Origin of the sequence: Candidatus Protochlamydia sp. R18 (assembly GCF_000648255.1) — a bacterium.
In the GTDB taxonomy this organism is placed as follows: Bacteria; Chlamydiota; Chlamydiia; order Chlamydiales; family Parachlamydiaceae; genus Protochlamydia; species Protochlamydia amoebophila.
In genome coordinates this window covers 33,848-49,070 of record NZ_BASL01000732.1, presented here as the reverse complement: position 1 = coordinate 49,070, position 15,223 = coordinate 33,848, and the positions used below count along the sequence as shown (strand labels likewise).

General features: G+C 34.1%; 17 protein-coding genes and 1 pseudogene. 11 read left to right on the top strand and 7 right to left on the bottom strand.

Translation table 11 applies throughout. The features are described 5' to 3' along the window. Nucleotides 1–342 (bottom strand): annotated as a pseudogene (locus TY19_RS08255) (hypothetical protein); the annotation flags it as partial. A gap of 996 nt (nucleotides 343–1,338) precedes the next feature. Here TY19_RS08255 and TY19_RS19600 point away from each other — a divergent pair. From TY19_RS19600 to TY19_RS08235, 5 genes are all read left to right on the top strand, one after another. Continuing rightward, nucleotides 1,339–1,593 (top strand): hypothetical protein, encoded by a 255-nt coding sequence (locus TY19_RS19600; protein ID WP_079979186.1) that lies wholly within the window; start codon nucleotides 1,339–1,341, stop codon nucleotides 1,591–1,593. A gap of 230 nt (nucleotides 1,594–1,823) precedes the next feature. Then, nucleotides 1,824–2,123, top strand: coding sequence for a transposase (locus TY19_RS26875; RefSeq protein WP_042279335.1), 300 nt, complete (start codon nucleotides 1,824–1,826; stop codon nucleotides 2,121–2,123). A 320-nt stretch (nucleotides 2,124–2,443) separates the two neighbouring features. Further along, nucleotides 2,444–2,986 carry a ferritin-like domain-containing protein gene (locus TY19_RS08245; protein WP_042279333.1) on the top strand — a complete coding sequence of 181 codons (543 nt, stop codon included), beginning with the start codon at nucleotides 2,444–2,446 and terminating at the stop codon, nucleotides 2,984–2,986. A gap of 46 nt (nucleotides 2,987–3,032) precedes the next feature. After that, nucleotides 3,033–3,572: a carboxymuconolactone decarboxylase family protein gene (locus TY19_RS08240; RefSeq protein ID WP_042279331.1), complete on the top strand. Its 540-nt coding sequence runs from the start codon at nucleotides 3,033–3,035 to the stop codon at nucleotides 3,570–3,572. 17 nt (nucleotides 3,573–3,589) lie between these two features. Beyond that, a complete protein-coding gene (locus TY19_RS08235) occupies nucleotides 3,590–4,054 on the top strand; it encodes a Dps family protein (RefSeq protein WP_042279328.1) in 465 nt (154 codons plus the stop codon). A gap of 575 nt (nucleotides 4,055–4,629) precedes the next feature. Here TY19_RS08235 and TY19_RS08225 read toward each other — a convergent pair. Next, nucleotides 4,630–5,571 carry a hypothetical protein gene (locus TY19_RS08225; RefSeq protein WP_042279510.1) on the bottom strand — a complete coding sequence of 314 codons (942 nt, stop codon included), beginning with the start codon at nucleotides 5,569–5,571 and terminating at the stop codon, nucleotides 4,630–4,632. An 878-nt stretch (nucleotides 5,572–6,449) separates the two neighbouring features. On the opposite strand from TY19_RS08225, the gene TY19_RS08220 reads away from it, so the two are divergent. Continuing rightward, a complete protein-coding gene (locus TY19_RS08220) occupies nucleotides 6,450–7,361 on the top strand; it encodes an enoyl-[acyl-carrier-protein] reductase (protein ID WP_011175702.1) in 912 nt (303 codons plus the stop codon). A 190-nt stretch (nucleotides 7,362–7,551) separates the two neighbouring features. Here the strand turns inward: TY19_RS08220 and TY19_RS08215 are convergent, their stop codons facing one another. From TY19_RS08215 to TY19_RS08195, 5 genes are read right to left on the bottom strand one after another with little or no spacing between them, the layout of a single operon-like run. After that, entirely contained in the window at nucleotides 7,552–8,424 is an 873-nt protein-coding gene (locus TY19_RS08215; protein ID WP_052354713.1) for a hypothetical protein, read from the bottom strand. Between the two features lie 3 nt (nucleotides 8,425–8,427). Next, complete coding sequence (locus TY19_RS08210; protein ID WP_042279322.1) at nucleotides 8,428–9,936, bottom strand: hypothetical protein; 1,509 nt, start codon at nucleotides 9,934–9,936, stop codon at nucleotides 8,428–8,430. Between the two features lie 4 nt (nucleotides 9,937–9,940). Further along, on the bottom strand, nucleotides 9,941–10,648 hold the full coding sequence (locus tag TY19_RS08205; protein WP_042279320.1) for an SDR family NAD(P)-dependent oxidoreductase: 708 nt from the start codon (nucleotides 10,646–10,648) through the stop codon (nucleotides 9,941–9,943). Next, complete coding sequence (folB, locus tag TY19_RS08200) at nucleotides 10,648–11,436, bottom strand: dihydroneopterin aldolase (RefSeq protein ID WP_042279318.1); 789 nt, start codon at nucleotides 11,434–11,436, stop codon at nucleotides 10,648–10,650. Before folB ends, TY19_RS08205 begins: the two co-directional genes overlap by 1 nt. Then, nucleotides 11,429–12,307: an HAD-IIB family hydrolase gene (locus TY19_RS08195; RefSeq protein WP_052354712.1), complete on the bottom strand. Its 879-nt coding sequence runs from the start codon at nucleotides 12,305–12,307 to the stop codon at nucleotides 11,429–11,431. Before TY19_RS08195 ends, folB begins: the two co-directional genes overlap by 8 nt. Before the next feature lie 39 nt (nucleotides 12,308–12,346). Here TY19_RS08195 and TY19_RS08190 point away from each other — a divergent pair, with 39 nt between their 5' ends. The 5 genes from TY19_RS08190 to TY19_RS08175 all read left to right on the top strand — a co-directional run bounded on the left by TY19_RS08190 (nucleotide 12,347) and on the right by TY19_RS08175 (nucleotide 15,209). Continuing rightward, complete coding sequence (locus TY19_RS08190; protein ID WP_042279315.1) at nucleotides 12,347–12,904, top strand: FliO/MopB family protein; 558 nt, start codon at nucleotides 12,347–12,349, stop codon at nucleotides 12,902–12,904. Nucleotides 12,905–13,040: 136 nt separating this feature from the next. Then, nucleotides 13,041–13,205, top strand: a complete 165-nt coding sequence (locus tag TY19_RS16250) for a hypothetical protein (protein WP_155117172.1) — start codon at nucleotides 13,041–13,043, stop codon at nucleotides 13,203–13,205. A gap of 1 nt (nucleotide 13,206) precedes the next feature. Further along, on the top strand, nucleotides 13,207–13,686 hold the full coding sequence (locus TY19_RS08185) for a YbjN domain-containing protein (protein WP_042279313.1): 480 nt from the start codon (nucleotides 13,207–13,209) through the stop codon (nucleotides 13,684–13,686). A 3-nt stretch (nucleotides 13,687–13,689) separates the two neighbouring features. Beyond that, nucleotides 13,690–14,403, top strand: coding sequence for a putative quorum-sensing-regulated virulence factor (locus TY19_RS08180; RefSeq protein WP_042279310.1), 714 nt, complete (start codon nucleotides 13,690–13,692; stop codon nucleotides 14,401–14,403). Next, nucleotides 14,400–15,209 (top strand): SDR family oxidoreductase, encoded by an 810-nt coding sequence (locus TY19_RS08175; RefSeq protein ID WP_042279308.1) that lies wholly within the window; start codon nucleotides 14,400–14,402, stop codon nucleotides 15,207–15,209. The genes TY19_RS08180 and TY19_RS08175 overlap by 4 nt, the downstream gene beginning before the upstream one ends. Nucleotides 15,210–15,223: the final 14 nt, after the last annotated feature.

The following is a 15,223-nucleotide window of genomic DNA, read 5'->3' as shown; positions in this document are numbered from 1 at the left end:
CTGTTTAGCTAATTTGTGAGCTTGGCTAATGGAGGTAAGCCTACGGCTTAAACTAGAAATTTTGAGAGGTTTTTGTAATTTCCCTTTTTGATTGATCCATGCGTTATTTGCTCGACTAATCAAATAGACGACAATCGTTTGAGGTAAAGCTGGTAATGGCCTTAATTTTTTTTCCTGACACCAAAAAACAAAATCATTCCAATCAGATCGATACGATTTGTTGGTATTAAACGACCTTGCAAAAGCCGCATATTCTTTTGCTGTTTTGACCAAATCAAGATATTCGCCAACTTCGAAATTTTCAATTTTTTGTATTGCTAACTGATTTTCCATATTGACCATATCTACCGACCTAAATTTTGCTAACACTTTGTTTTTTTCATTGTCTATTTTTCTATTTTTTCTAACTACCGATATAATAATGCGTTATCGGAACTTAGGACTATTTTTTAGAGATTGCTAAATGTGTACACTACTCTGATTAATTAAATCGTTATCCTATCACCAAATGTAATTTATATCATTTGGAATATGATGACCTATTTATCAATGCAATTATTTACTATATTTTATAGTCATAAACGTGTTATCTAATAAATAGTTAAAATTATTTAAAAAATATATAGGTTAATGATATGGAAAAAGCAAAAGTAATGAGCTTCGTGAAATTCCGCCAAAACTTGTCAGAATGTGTTAATTTAGCAAAATATAAAGGCGAGAGATTTTTGATTACTCGTAATGGAAAACCGTAGGTGCTTTTGTCCCTGTAGAAGATTTAGAAAAAATTAATGCATTTAATGATGTAACTACTGATACAGCCACTGATGAGATAAGTTCAGAATTTGAATCCTAAATCAACAAAAGGATTTAAGTTATCTCTTAAAAAAACAAATTTATCCGTGAGAGGGTTTAAGGATGCTAGCTAACTTATCTGGTTTGCTGGATAAACATTTAGTTGGAGATCCAAATAACCAACCGCCTTATTATTAAAAACTTAAATCTTATATCTTTTGTGTATTTGAAATTTTAAATTCGTAATTGGCTTAAAGACGCATATTGGTAGAATTGGCGAGCAGGTAATCGAATTTAGTTTCGTATTCTTTTGGGATTGAAATAACATAGAATTCTGGCAAAATTTCTATAAACTTAGGGATTAGCTCCACTTTTATCTATTTTTTTTGATATTTTTTACTTTTATGGAGCTCTCTTCTTTTGTCCTCCTCCTTATTCTTGATAAAATAGCGCCTTATTTAAGAGTATTTTTGGCGTTTACAAGTATAAAATTGTTTGTATAGTGCCTACAAAAACAGCGAGTATCTCTCTTAGAGAAGCGCCTCGATAAAAATTGATCTCATTTATAACCAAATAAGAGATAAGGGAGCAGAAGCAATTGCTTATTATCTTGTTTCCAATACGACTATTAAGTCACTCTACCTTAACAGAACCCACATCAGCGATAAGGGAATGGAAGCTTTTGCTCAGGCTCTTGCTTCCAATACTACTCTTAAAATAATTGATCTCAGTAATAACCAAATAAGCGATGAGGGAGCGAAAAGCAATTGCTCAGGCTCTGGCTTCCAATACTGTTCTTGAAACACTCTATCTCATCAATAACCAAATAGGCGAGAGGGGAAAGAAAGCTCTTTATGGTTTAGGTCTTAGGTATGGTTGTAAAATAAGGCGCTAAAGCATGCAGAAGAAGATACTCATCAAATTGATCCATCAGCAGAACATAGTGCTTATTAGGTTTAATACATCTTGGAAGGCATGATTCAAAAATGCATTATCTGCATTACACTACTCTTTCGAAACATTGAGGGTATATTTCAGTAAAACTGACTAATACTTTAATGCAAAAGGGAATTCAACTTTTCACAAAAGTAAAGAAGAAGATGAAAAATAAATTGATCACGTTAGTGGATAAACTCATGCTAAAAAAGAGGGCTATGATTGAAAGTGTGAACAATCTGTTAAAAAGTAGCTGTCAGATAGAACATCATCGGCTCCGAAATCGATGGAACTTTCTTAGCAATCTGATGGCAGGTCTTGCTAATTATTGCTTGAATCCATTCCAACCTCGACGTTCTTTTCAAATACAGAAATCGAAGCTGCTAAGCTCCTAGAATATTTTTGAGGATTTCTTACGTTAAACTGGCATTATATTAGATTATTTATAAAGAGAATAGCTCTGTATCCATTCCCAAAGCCTTTAGTAGCTTCTTCTATATTTTTAAAATTCATTGCATTTTGCCTATTAAAAATCCTTTTTTCTAAAAAATACAAACTTTATATAAAAAAATTTTAAGCTTTTTAAGGGGATTTTATTGCCTCAATCCCCTCATTCAATTAGTATAGAAATAATAAACATATAAATTATTTAAATAGTTGATTTAATCATTTAAATATTAGGATGATAAACTCCAATGTTGATAAGGAGATAATCATGAGAAATTCTTTATTTGAAGTCTTTACGACTGTATTAAGAGACCTCTTTGATGTTGAAAATCAACTTATCGCCTTATTACCTAAAATGATCAAAGAGTCTCTACATCCTGAATTAAAATCAGCCTTAACAACACATCTTAATGAAACTCAAAATCAAAAGAAAAGGCTTCAGTTTATTTTAGAATCTTTGAATGCAAATACCTCAGAAAGCATTTGTAAATCTATGCGGGAGCTAATAAATGAGGTCGAAGAAATTATCACTCGTTTTCCTACTCCCTCTTCATTAAAAGATGTTTATTTAATTATTCTTTGCCAAAAAATAAAGCACTATGAAATCGCAAGTTATGGCTCCGCACGAGCCCTTGCTAGACATCTAAGTAACTTTTCTACCGAGCAAATCTACTTTGAAGAAATTGCGGATACTTTACAATACTCTTTAGATGAAGAAACTCGCTTTGATGAAACGTTGATTGATCTCGCTGAAGGCGGTTTTTTCAGCCGCGGAATTAATGATGAAGCAGAATTAGAATCTACTCAATAATTGTATTTTTTAAACATGTCCATCTATTTTTAATCAGAGGTATAAAATGACTCGAATCAGCCCTATTACAAAAGAAGAAGCTAATCAAAACATTACCCAAATTTACATTGGTTTAGAAAAAAAAATGGGTCGCGTTCTGAATATTTTCCAAAATATGGGAAATTCTGAAGCAGCCTTAAAAGGGTATTTAGGATTAAGTGAAGCAGCATCGCAGACAAGCTTAAGTCCTAAACTACGAGAACAACTTGCTCTAGTGGTAGGTCAAACAAATGATTGTCAATATTGCTTATCAGCACATACTGTGAGTGCTAAATTAGCCGGTCTACAAGAGAAAGATATTTTAGAATCACGACTAGGGCATTCTCAAGATAAAAAAACAGAAGCCATTTTAACTTTTGCCAAAACTATTGTGGAAAGACGAGCTCAAGTTTCAGATCAAGATATAGAGAAACTAAAATCCGCTGGCATTTCAGATCAAGAAATTGTGGAAATTATTCTAGTTGTTGTTTTGAATATTTTTACTAATTATTTTAATCATATTACAGATCCTCAAATTGATTTTCCTTCTGCTCCAAAAATTAATTAAACAAATAAGGAGTATTTATGACTATTAATCTCAATTTAGATCAAAGTGTCAGACAGCAAATTGCTCAGTTTTTAAGTTTGATATTGTCTGATACCTATGTGTTATATGTAAAAACTCAAAATTTTCATTGGAACCTTATCGATTCTCGTTTTTATGCTTTGCATAATTTTTTAGAAAAGCAATATAAAGAACTTGCTGAAGCGATAGATGAGCTTGCCGAACGCATTCGTATGCTAGGTGAACAGGCACCTGGGAGTTTGAAACAATTTTTAGAAATGACCTCATTAAAAGAATCTGATGGAGATTTGGGTGGAGATGATATGCTCCAAAAGCTTTTAAAAGACCACGAGTCTATTTGCGGTCACTTAAGAGAAAGAATTGATCAATCTTCTGAACTTGGCGATGAAGGAACAGCTGATTTATTAATTCAACGCTTAAGGGCTCATGAAAAAGCTGCTTGGATGCTGCGTAGTCATTTTTAAATTTTATGCGTAATGCCAAATAGCTGAAATGTTAAAAGTGATGGCTGTAGAAAAGTTTAGAGAATCAAACGAATTAGCAATTAAGGGATTTTCCCAACCAATGCTAGATGCTCTAAAGAAGTATAAATTTAAATTGTTTACACAGCAGTCAATCCCTTTAATTGGAAGATTTGTGAGGGGGTTATTAACAGATCAACTTCCTCATGAATTTTCTTTTATAATGGGCAATTTACGTTGAATATATTTGCTGTAAGGCCAATCATATTGTTTTTAAAACCCTAAAAATTCTCTTTTAGCCTATTTGCAGCTACTCTTTTAGTTAGTCTAACAGCTTATAGCCAAGCCTTAGCAGAGTTAAAATCAAAGTAAGCTATCTCCTTGTTAATCCAAATGGAAAAAAGTTATACTTATTTCGAGTTTGATTTGCATAAGTAAAAATTCCCATTAATTAACTTGAAGAAATGAATTTAAAACAAGCAGCAGCCGTTCAAAGAAAAAATTAAGAAATGCATGTTCAACAAAAATTGCTTTGAAAGTAAGGAGATTAATTCGATTTTATTGCTTTGCTTTAAAGGCTATTTGGGTCGAAACTTAGGCTGCATGGTCCAGTAAGCGGGACCAATAATTTCTTTTAGCTGAGCTTCTAAAAAAGAAGCAAGTTCAGGATAATTTTCGCTTAACCAAATTTTAAATTTGTAAGTTTTCGTAAATAATTCCTGATGATAAACAGCAGGATCTTTAATGACTTCATTTTTTACAAACTGTCCAACATCAATATGTATGGGCATTTCATTGACAACACCAGTATTTTGCATGAGAGCATGATCATTATCTGCAAGCCCTCGATGATATTCTGATAAAATCAATTTTAAAAGGTTGACAATTAAAAATTTTGCTTGTTGATCTTGTTTTTGTGATTTAAATTCTAATAATTTATCACAAAGCATAGTAGCTCGACACTGTACGCAAAATTCCATTTGATCAAGCTCTATTTGATGCCTTCTACCAATTTTATCGTAAATAACAAGTTGCTTTTGCAGATTTTCAGTTTTATTGAGATGGACAAAGATAAGTCCAGTTTCTTTTTTTAAATTTTCAAAAGCAACTTTCCAACTTTTGACAAATCCATCCAATTTGTCCCACTTCTTCTTTTCTTTTTCCTTTCGATATTGAATGATTGCAGGAAGCGGAGGTGCATAAAGAAGCCAAGGCTGTAAGCGAAATCTTTGATATTTAAAAAATTTAATGACATATCGTCCATCTTCGCTTAAAAAAACATACGACTGGCATCCTTTACCCAGATAATGATAGGGTTGATCAAAGATCGGTAAAAATTGGATTTGTTCTTCTGCAGGAAAGGATTTTACTTCCCATTGAGGATTAAAAGGAAAATTTGAGGTGATATTTGCTAGAGTGAATCCTCCTGTTAAATAAAAATAACCTCTCCCTAAACCGTAAACAGCCATTACCATTAAAAAAATTAAACTCAAACGAATAAAAAAAACTCTCAAACGCATTTCTCTATCTCTCATGCTTGTGTTGAATAAGTAAAGTAACTATTGTGCCTACCATTTTGAAAATAGCTATTGGCCATTTTTTAAGTTGTTTTTTTCAATAAGCAATAAAATCTTTGATTTTTAAGGGGATAAAACAAAATTTAGCATGTATAATAAGGTTTTATGCTGAAATATGCAAGCAATGAGAAAAATCATTATTTGCTTAAGAAAAAAAATTAATTTTGAATCCTTCAGGCCAGTAACTTCCTCACAGAGACTTCATCAGCATTAATTTTAAGAGATAACCTGCTTTTCTTCATGACATCTAAAAATGATTTCAACAATATTTAAACGATAGCGAATCAACTCGGGTACCCTACCAAATTAAATGCTTAATGCTAGTTTATCTTTAAAAGAAATTTTATAAAAAAAATTTATTTTTTCTCTGAACAATATGTCCAAATTGATGGAATTGACTAGCAATCATATTTAACCAATTTGCCCATATACAAGCATCAGGATAACAAATTTCATTCGTATTTACATAAACTCCAATAAAAATTTTAGGCGACTTATAATTAGTCACTAAATAGCAATAAATTTTTAAACTTTATATTTTTGATATTGAATCAAAGGAAAATCGATTAATGAAAAAATCGAGGTAATTTATCAAGCTGACTTTATCTTTAATAAATATCAAATTACAAAATTTTTATTAAAAATTTAATAGAATCCGAAATTTAAAATTAATTATTAGAAGAGTTTTTTTTATTCGAAACATTAAACAATAAATAATTCGATAAACACCTTTGTAGCTCTAAAAAAAACTTCGACAAACTTATAAGTAAAATCTTACAATGGAGCCCACTTAAAATTTTCTATAATAAGGAGTTTGTCAAATGCAAATCAATTTAAAGGGAAAAAAAGCTTTTATTGCTGGAGTAGGAGATGATCAAGGCTTTGGATGGGCCATTGCTAAAGCCCTTGCCGAAGCAGGAGCAGAAATCATTATCGGAACTTGGACTCCTATTTTGAAGATTTTTACTTCTAGCTTGCAGGCGGGAAAATTTGATGCTTCACGCCGTTTACCTAATGGATCCTTACTTACTTTTGCTAAAATTTATCCCCTAGATGCTTCTTTTGATAAACCCGAAGATGTTCCAGAAGAAATTAGAGAAAACAAAAGATATAAAGGTGTTGGAGGCTATACCATTTCTGAGGTCTGCGAAGCAATTGGAAAGGATTTTGGAAAGATAGATATTTTCGTCCATTCCCTTGCCAACGCACCCGAAGTACAAAAACCTTTATTAGAAACAAGTCGAAAAGGTTATCTAGCAGCTCTCAGCTCTTCCTCTTATTCATTTGTGAGTTTATTGTCTCATCTTGGACCTTATCTCAATTCTCAAGGGTCAGCCTTAACTCTGACTTACCTCGCCTCAGAAAAAATTATTCCAGGCTATGGAGGCGGTATGAGCTCTGCGAAAGCAGCTTTAGAGAGTGATACCAGGACTTTAGCCTGGGAAGCCGGCAGAAAATGGAATATTCGCGTAAATACCATTTCGGCTGGCCCCCTACGAAGTCGTGCAGCTAGAGCAATTGGTTTTATTGATCGTATGATTAATTATTCTCAAGTGAATGCCCCCCTTCAAGAAGAGCTTAAAGCTTGTGAAGTGGCAAATGTTGCGGCTTTTTTAGGATCAGATTTAGCCTGTGCAATTACTGGATCTACAATTTATGTAGATTACGGCCTTCATGCGATGGGAGTAGGAATGGATAGCCCAACTTTAAAAGAAGCAGAACAAGAAGTTTAATTTTTTTAATGAAAAATATGCTTTCAACGAATGAAATTTTTCGAAAGAAAAATTTCATTCGGACTATATGTAATAGAAAGAAATTTAAATAAAATATTTTTAAATCAAAGCATTATTGAAACTAAAAATATTCAAAAATTAAAGGTGAATAATTAATCCGATTAATTGCTATTTTTTGATGATTAAAGTTTTAGTTACGTGATTTATTGTTTAAGTACCAATCTAAAGCATATTCTGCATCACCTTTTTGTACAGCCTTCATTAGTGATTTTTCAAGGATATCAGGTGTTGCAAGTTTGATGACTGAATATTGAGGATCTTCCCAAAGCCGGACCATTTGCCCTCTATACCATACAGAAGGATAAATAGGCATAGCAATTTCTGATTCTAATTTTAAACCGGCTAGTTCACTTATTTTCGAAACAAAATTTGAACATTGCTGTTGCGTCAATGAATAATGGTGATAAGGATAAGCATCGATTTTGATGGCTTGAATAATTGCATTGAATTGTTGTTTAGTTAATGAAATTTTTGCAGCGTAGGTAGGTTTATGCCCTCCTGTTCCTTGTTGAAAATAACCATCGTTTAAAGTTGCCCATAAATATTTAGCAGGATTGGGTTCATAACAAGGATGTTTCCTTTGTTCTAAAGTAGGATTTACATATCCCCAATCATTATAATTCATGATGCCATCAAAATAACGAACATCTGTCATTCCTCTTTCTCCAGAATGTCCTCCTTCAATAACGACTATTCTTCCATTGATATTTCCTTGTAAATAGATCCAAGCATGTCCCAAATCTCCATTTTTAGTGGCATCACGAGGATGCTTGGCCACTGTATGAAAAAATGAACGGGTATCCGTATAATCTAAATGACGTGCATTGACTAAAATAATCAAAAAATAATTCTCTTCCTTCATTGGCACGCGCGTTTTTTTATATTGACGTAAATGGGAGTACAACTCTCTGTAAGCACTAGAAGAGGGGCAACAGCTTGTTAGAGTTAAAAAAATACAGATGATTATCAAAAATAAAAAATAACTTCGAACTTTAAAATCCATAGCTTAACTTTGAGAAAAATGCAAAACTGCCCTCAATGTGGAAGGGCCTGTCCGTCTAATTGTTCGAATAAATAAGATACGGTCGTAAGCTTGGCAATGCTTTTCTTCACTAATTAATTTAAATTGTGAAGGTCGATTTCCTTTTGCTAAATGTCCTAAAAATTGCCCTTTCCCCTCCAAAAGCTCAAATACCATCGTAAAAGCTGGGCGAGATTGACAACTCCATTGGATAGTTTGGCCAAGCTCAAAAGTATTAGATTGCTGATTATTAACTCGAACTTGCCACTCGGCATGATCATTCCAATAAAAACAAATATCCCTAGTTTTGTCCCGATCTTCTTTATCCCCCCCTGCATCATTAAAATGAAATAAAAACTCCAAAGAATGAGAAGATAACATTTTAAATTCTAACTGAGAAAATCTTCCTCCTTGACAAACAAAAGTATGGAGGAAGTTTTGGCCAGTAAAAAAGCAAAATGGAGTAAATGTTTTTTCTCCCATCAAACCAGCAGATACTTTCTTTTCGAGAGCTACCCAAGTGTGTTCATAAGATTTATTTAATAACCATTTTTGACCTTTATAAACTCCATCTAGTTGATAAAAAGAGTCATTTTGGATTAATTTTAAATCTTCTGAAAACGGACTGTGAATTAAAACGGCCTCTAGATGAATTATTTCATGCGATTTAAAGCGAGGCAATGCAAGAGAAAACCAGCATTTCATGATAAGATCATAAAAATAATTTAAAGGTTCATCTTTGTTTTGCCATTCTCTCACATGAGGACCTGTATAACAACACAACTGCGAATTCCATGTTTGTTTGAGATAAGCCCAAAATAATTCCCAGTCTTTAATTTCTTGACCTACCACCATCTGATGAGAAATCAACAGATCAGATAAATAAGCTGTTGCATACCAACTGATAGATGGGCGAGCAAGTTGTTTCCATAAATCAATTCCCTCTTCTTGCCAATCTTGCCGATTCAATAATTTTCCAACAGCCATTAATCCTGCAGCTAATCTTACGGCAATCGAATAAGGGAAAGGATTTTTTTGATGTGCAGTTCTACCATAGTCAATTAAACGAGATAAGGAGTTTTCTAAATCAAATTTCAATTCTTGTCCTAAAACATGTCCGAAATTTTTTAAGATCCAATAAAAGGGAGCTATTAACGAAATTCCAGTTTCACCCTGATGGCAAAGAGGATACTGATGTAAATAAACAGGAAAATTACCTTGAGTTTCCTCCGACACCTGTGATTGAAATGCTAAAATATTTTGTAATAGCTGTTTCGCTTCATGAATATTTTCAATCAATCGCGATCTCAATAAAGCTAAAACAAATAAAACATTTTCATAAATTGGAATTGTTTGATGTGTAGCCGGAATGGGCATCCCATGATAATAATGAAGATAGCCCGTTTGCGAACTTTGATAGAAACGGCCTACCATAATAGCATTTTCAATGAAAAGCTTCATTCGATTAGAAAAATCGTTGTCTTGGTCATACATGTATTTAACTTCCTCCGGCTATTTCAATATTTTGACCTGTGATATAAACGCTATCGGGATGAAGAAGGAAAGTGATGACTCGACTAATTTCTCTACACTCACAAGGCCTATTCATTGGTAATTTATGCTTTTGATGTTGCAAGTCTACGGAAAGATCCGTTTGACCCGGGGAAACCATATTAACTCTCACTCCTTTAGAAGCCAATTCAGCCGACAAAGATTTTGTTAACATCCACAAACATGATTTAGTCATACGATAGGCTGTTGAATAAATTCCAGCAGGGTTTTCGTACAAACCGCTTACCCCTAAATTAATAATTTGACCTTTAGATTCTATCAAAGATGGGATCAATTTTTGGATAAGGATAAATGGAGCGTGTAAATTTATTTGAAAAAGGGCCATCCAATCTGATAAAGGTGTTTGCAATCCAGATCGAACAAAATAATTTCCTACATTATTAATTAAATTTGTTGTTTCTTTAAACTCGAGTAAGTATCGTTTAGTAAAGTCAAGGATAGCTTCGTTACTCGAAAAATCCCCTTGAATTGCAGCAGCTTCCACCCCTATTTCTTGACATTTCTTAACAACATCTTTAGCTTCTTGTTCACTTTTATTATAATGAACAACGACAGAATATCCTTGTTCAGCAAGCGCATAACACAGGTGAGCCCCAAGCCTTTTCGCCCCTCCAGTCACTAATGTCCAAGCCATCAACAACTCCTCTCTTGCTCAATTTCAACTAAAGCGAAATTTGCACTAGAAATTGCGCCGGGTTTTTTAATACGCAAGTGGACCCATTGAACATCAAACTGACTAAACAAGTAATCTAAAATAGCGCAAGAAAGAGTTTCTAATAATTGATAAGAGTCTCTTTTTGCTATCATAGTACAAACATGTGCAAGTTTCGTATAATCTAAAGTATCTTTTATACAATCACTTGTGGAACATTTATTAAAATCTATTTTTGCTTTTACATCGAAATAAAGGGTTTGTTCTTGTGCTTTCTCCTGAGGATAAATCCCGATTTTACAAAAAACTTTATGATTTTTAAATCCAATGAATCCCCAGCGATTGAAGGGCTTTTGTTGTGTCAAATATCTTTCAATGAGAAGTCGACATGCTTTGTGAAGGGGCAATTTAAGTGCTTGTTCAGGTTTTATCCATAAATATTCATAAGCCTCATCATTTAAAAGAACTTTATCTTTAGAAGAGCTAGGATCAAGTTCTGCCACAAAATCATTCATGACAAAATGTCCTTTATCCCAAAATTCTTCTGAAAAAATGCTCTCTTGCACCATTTCGAATTTAATTTTACAGATTTTTAAACCTGTTTCTTCAAATACTTCCCTTTTGAAAGCCTCAAGACGAGTTTCTCCCCACTCTACTTTCCCCCCCGGTAATGAATACAGGTCTTTCCATTTTTTGGACCGCACTAAAAAAATATCTCCATCTGGAGCAAAAATCAATCCTCCAACAGTAACAAAAGGCCTATTAACCATTATTCGTTTTACCTATTTTTGCGAGATAATCGATCGCTTTCGTTAATCCTTCAATAATTCCTTGTTGATGCGCCGGAGGTGCGATTACATGCGCGATTGCTAGCAACGCGTCAGGGGCATCTGACATAGCAACTTTAACCGTTGCTTCTTGAAGTAATGATAAATCATTGAAGTCATTTCCCGCTGCAATTGAGGAATAAAGCGAATGGGATAATTGAGAATAAGTTTTCAGTGCGCTCCCTTTATTTGCTTCAGGATGGGTGACTTGTACAACAAAATATTCTTTGTTAAAAGGATCGCGAATAGTAGGGGCATGTAAACCTAATTTTTTTTCTATATCTTGACTGATTAAAACGGCCTCTTTTTCTTTTGCGAAAAATTTGAGCGAAGCAAATTCTTTAACAGGTAAGTCATTAAAATTTTTGATGATAGACCAATTTTCTTTTAAATGTTCTTTCCGTTCCCAGAGATAATTCAAAACTGATGGAGCAAATTTGTCTGATCGATAGTAGCATAAATCTTTATTTTCTAGTCCCGTGTAAATAATGAAATCTGTGTGATGTTTTGTACAAACAACTTCCATTTCATGAAGCAAATTTTGTGACAAGTATTTGCGTGCAAGAATTTTTTTTGAAGGCATATCCACAATAAGGGCCCCATTTTGTACCGCCAAAGCATAAGGAAAGGATAGCACGTTTAATGATCGTGCTCCCCACTGAAAAGGTCTACCCGTAATAAAGACGAATTGCCAGCCAGTTTGATAAAGATCTTCAAAAAATTGAACAACTTCTGAAGGAATGCTTTCGGTTTCTGCCGTGACAGTTCCATCTATATCTAATGCAAATATTCCTTTTATTTTGCGAAAAAACATAGGAAAAAAACTGTTGAGAATGTAGTGTTATTTTTTAACATGATACCCATTATAGCTATGAAATATTATCTTCTCATCCCTTTCTTTTATTTGCTTATTTTTTCACCTCTTTATCCTGTCCAGGGGCAAGAAACAGCATACGGGGAACAACTCGGTGAAATAGATTCTTCCCCAGAGTCACAAAACCATTTACCACAAAAAAGTATTTCTCTTGAAGAAAACTTGCACGATCCTTTAATAGATCCAGAGTTGACGGAAACAGATCATTTTCAAGCAAAATTTATGAATATGTTATTCATCCTAGGACTATTAATTAGCTTTATGCTCTTGGCTTCTTGGATGCTCAAACGCATGACTAAATCAAAAGTCACTCAAATGAACCAAGCCAGCTCCATTAAGATCCTAGAAACTAGGCACTTAACACCACGATCTACTATTTATTTGATTGAAGTGAAAGGACAGCATCTTTTAATTGGCGAATCTGTAGCCGGGGTTTCCCATCTCGCAACCATCGGATTTTTGGAAGAAGGGGACGACACTAATTACAAGCGCCCTGCGATTCCCCCTTATTTTTCCAATCCGACTAAGCTATCCTGAGATGAAATTTCAGATTTAGAAATTGAAAATTTTTTGAATCTAGCCTATTTTTTATACGCCAACTTAAGTGGCTATTGCGAGAATTTAATGAAACAGTTAAATTACAATCCAATTTTATGTTTAATTGGATGTAAAGATGAAAAAAATTGCGACCGTTTTGAGTTTATGCTCTCTTTTGTTAATTCTTTCTAGCTGCTATCGCATGCCAGGAGAAAATGAATTTTCTGTTGTTCCGACGACCAACAATCCTTCTGTGACCTGCGAAAAACCCAATAGTTTTTTACCTGGGCTAGGAAATTAATATGACAACTCCCATTGAAATGAGCCTCAAGGCTTTATTAACTGCGATGCAGAGAAATCATTACGAAGCTGATATTCAACTCGAAACCGACCAGGTTTATACAATCCTTAAGATTGCAAATAAAGAGTATCCTTTATTTTTGAGAATTTTTGATGAGGGAAACCTACTTCAATTACTTTTGTTTATTCCCTGCCAAATAGCAAAACCAGTTATTTCTGATATGGCTAGACTTCTGCATCTTCTCAATAAAGAGCTTGACGTTCCAGGTTTTGGAATGGACGAAATTGCAGGTGTTATATTTTATAGACTCATGCTCCCAACACCAAACAAAAACATCGACGAGGAACTCTTATTGGCTTTTCTTAAAACAATTGAGCAAGTTTGTAAAATGTTTGCGACACCCATCGAAGCTGTCGGTTTTGGCCAAACAACACTTGATGAAATATTGGAAAAAACACGTGAAATGGAGAATGAAAGCTAATCCATGTCTTTAAGAGCGATTTACTATGATACAGAGACGACAGGCATAAAACCTGAAAAAGATCGGGTAATTGAAATTGCTGCCTATGACCCTGTTCAAAATCGACGGTTTGAGAAATTCGTTCATCCTGGTTTTCCGATTCCTCCAGAATCCACCGCTATTCATCATATTACTGATGAAATGGTTGCAAACGCAGGTTCTTTTGCAGATGTCGGGGCAGAATTTGTCGAATTTTGTGCCGGTGAAGTTGTTTTAATCGCGCATAATAATGACAATTTTGACCTTCATTTTCTACGGCACGAATTTGAGAGGAATCAACTTATTCTTCCAACTCATTGGAAGTTTCTTGATTCTTTAAAATGGGCACGACGGTACCGATCAGATCTCCCTCGGCATACATTACAGTTTTTAAGAGAAATTTATGGAATAACTGCTAACAATGCGCACAGAGCATTAGATGACGTGATTGTTTTAGAAAGAGTTTTTCGCTCAATGGTTGATGATTTAGAAATTCAAGATGTATTTGATTTATTAAATCGCCCAAGAGCTATCCAACATATGCCTTTTGGCAAACACCAAGGGCAGCCCTTAAATAAAATTCCAAAAAATTATATCTCATGGCTAGCAACGACAGGGGCTTTTGATAAACCTGAAAATCAAGAACTGAAAGCAAGTTTTGTAAAGCTTGGTTTACTAGAAATGGCAGAGTCCATGTGAGAATCGGGATTTTAGGATGTGGATATGTTGGTCAAGCTGCCGCAGTTTTCTGGAAAAATCAATCTCATTTTTTAACTGTTACCACACGGCAGATAGAAAAAATCAACTTTCTTCAAACGTTTGCTCATCAAGTCCACCAATTAACAGATGATAACATTCTTCCTTTTCTAGCTAATCAAGACATTTTATTAGTTTCTGTTGCCGCTGCCTCTTCAAGAGATTATCAGAATACTTACTTAGAAACAGCACGGCGCATTATTGAGTTATTACCCCAAACTCCTTCTTTAAAGCAAATAATTTATACTGGAAGTACTTCTGTTTATGGAGATTTTCAAGGAAACTGGGTTGATGAAAACACGTTACTTAACCCTCTTAATGAACAAAGTTATTGCTTGAGCCAAACAGAACAATTTTTTTTGAAGGCTCCTAGCTCTGTTAATGTCACAATATTTAGACTTGGCGAAATCTACGGACCTGGTCGGTGGATTACTGATCGCGTGATTAGAATGCACCAACATTCATTTCCAGGGACGGGAAATCAATTGACTAATGTAATTCATCTCACAGATATTGTCCGAGCATTAGATTTTGCTTTGCAAAATAAATTGCACGGAATTTTTAATCTCTGTAACGATTTTCATATTCCCCGAAAGCTTTTTTATGAGCAATTGCTACAATCAGCCCATCTTCCTTCCATTCAATGGGATGCTAATAAACCAAGTTTACATGGAGGAAACAAAAAAGTTTCTTCCTTAAAATTAAAGAAACTTGGCTTTTCTTTTCTCGAGAATGGCCCAGCTAGATAGCTTACACGGATAAT

Bases quoted from the DNA above. Each gene is read 5' to 3' on its own strand.
- TY19_RS08235 (WP_042279328.1), top strand. From the start codon at position 3,590: ATGACTATTAATCTCAATTTAGATCAAAGTGTCAGACAGCAAATTGCT.
- TY19_RS08210 (WP_042279322.1), bottom strand. From the start codon at position 9,936: ATGTATGACCAAGACAACGATTTTTCTAATCGAATGAAGCTTTTCATT.
- TY19_RS08180 (WP_042279310.1), top strand. From the start codon at position 13,690: ATGTCTTTAAGAGCGATTTACTATGATACAGAGACGACAGGCATAAAA.
- folB (WP_042279318.1), bottom strand. From the start codon at position 11,436: ATGGTTAATAGGCCTTTTGTTACTGTTGGAGGATTGATTTTTGCTCCA.
- TY19_RS08185 (WP_042279313.1), top strand. From the start codon at position 13,207: ATGACAACTCCCATTGAAATGAGCCTCAAGGCTTTATTAACTGCGATG.
- TY19_RS08195 (WP_052354712.1), bottom strand. From the start codon at position 12,307: ATGTTTTTTCGCAAAATAAAAGGAATATTTGCATTAGATATAGATGGA.
- TY19_RS08215 (WP_052354713.1), bottom strand. From the start codon at position 8,424: ATGGATTTTAAAGTTCGAAGTTATTTTTTATTTTTGATAATCATCTGT.
- TY19_RS08190 (WP_042279315.1), top strand. From the start codon at position 12,347: ATGATACCCATTATAGCTATGAAATATTATCTTCTCATCCCTTTCTTT.
- TY19_RS08225 (WP_042279510.1), bottom strand. From the start codon at position 5,571: ATGCGTTTGAGAGTTTTTTTTATTCGTTTGAGTTTAATTTTTTTAATG.
- TY19_RS08205 (WP_042279320.1), bottom strand. From the start codon at position 10,648: ATGGCTTGGACATTAGTGACTGGAGGGGCGAAAAGGCTTGGGGCTCAC.
- TY19_RS08220 (WP_011175702.1), top strand. From the start codon at position 6,450: ATGCAAATCAATTTAAAGGGAAAAAAAGCTTTTATTGCTGGAGTAGGA.
- TY19_RS16250 (WP_155117172.1), top strand. From the start codon at position 13,041: ATGAAAAAAATTGCGACCGTTTTGAGTTTATGCTCTCTTTTGTTAATT.
- TY19_RS08240 (WP_042279331.1), top strand. From the start codon at position 3,033: ATGACTCGAATCAGCCCTATTACAAAAGAAGAAGCTAATCAAAACATT.
- TY19_RS08245 (WP_042279333.1), top strand. From the start codon at position 2,444: ATGAGAAATTCTTTATTTGAAGTCTTTACGACTGTATTAAGAGACCTC.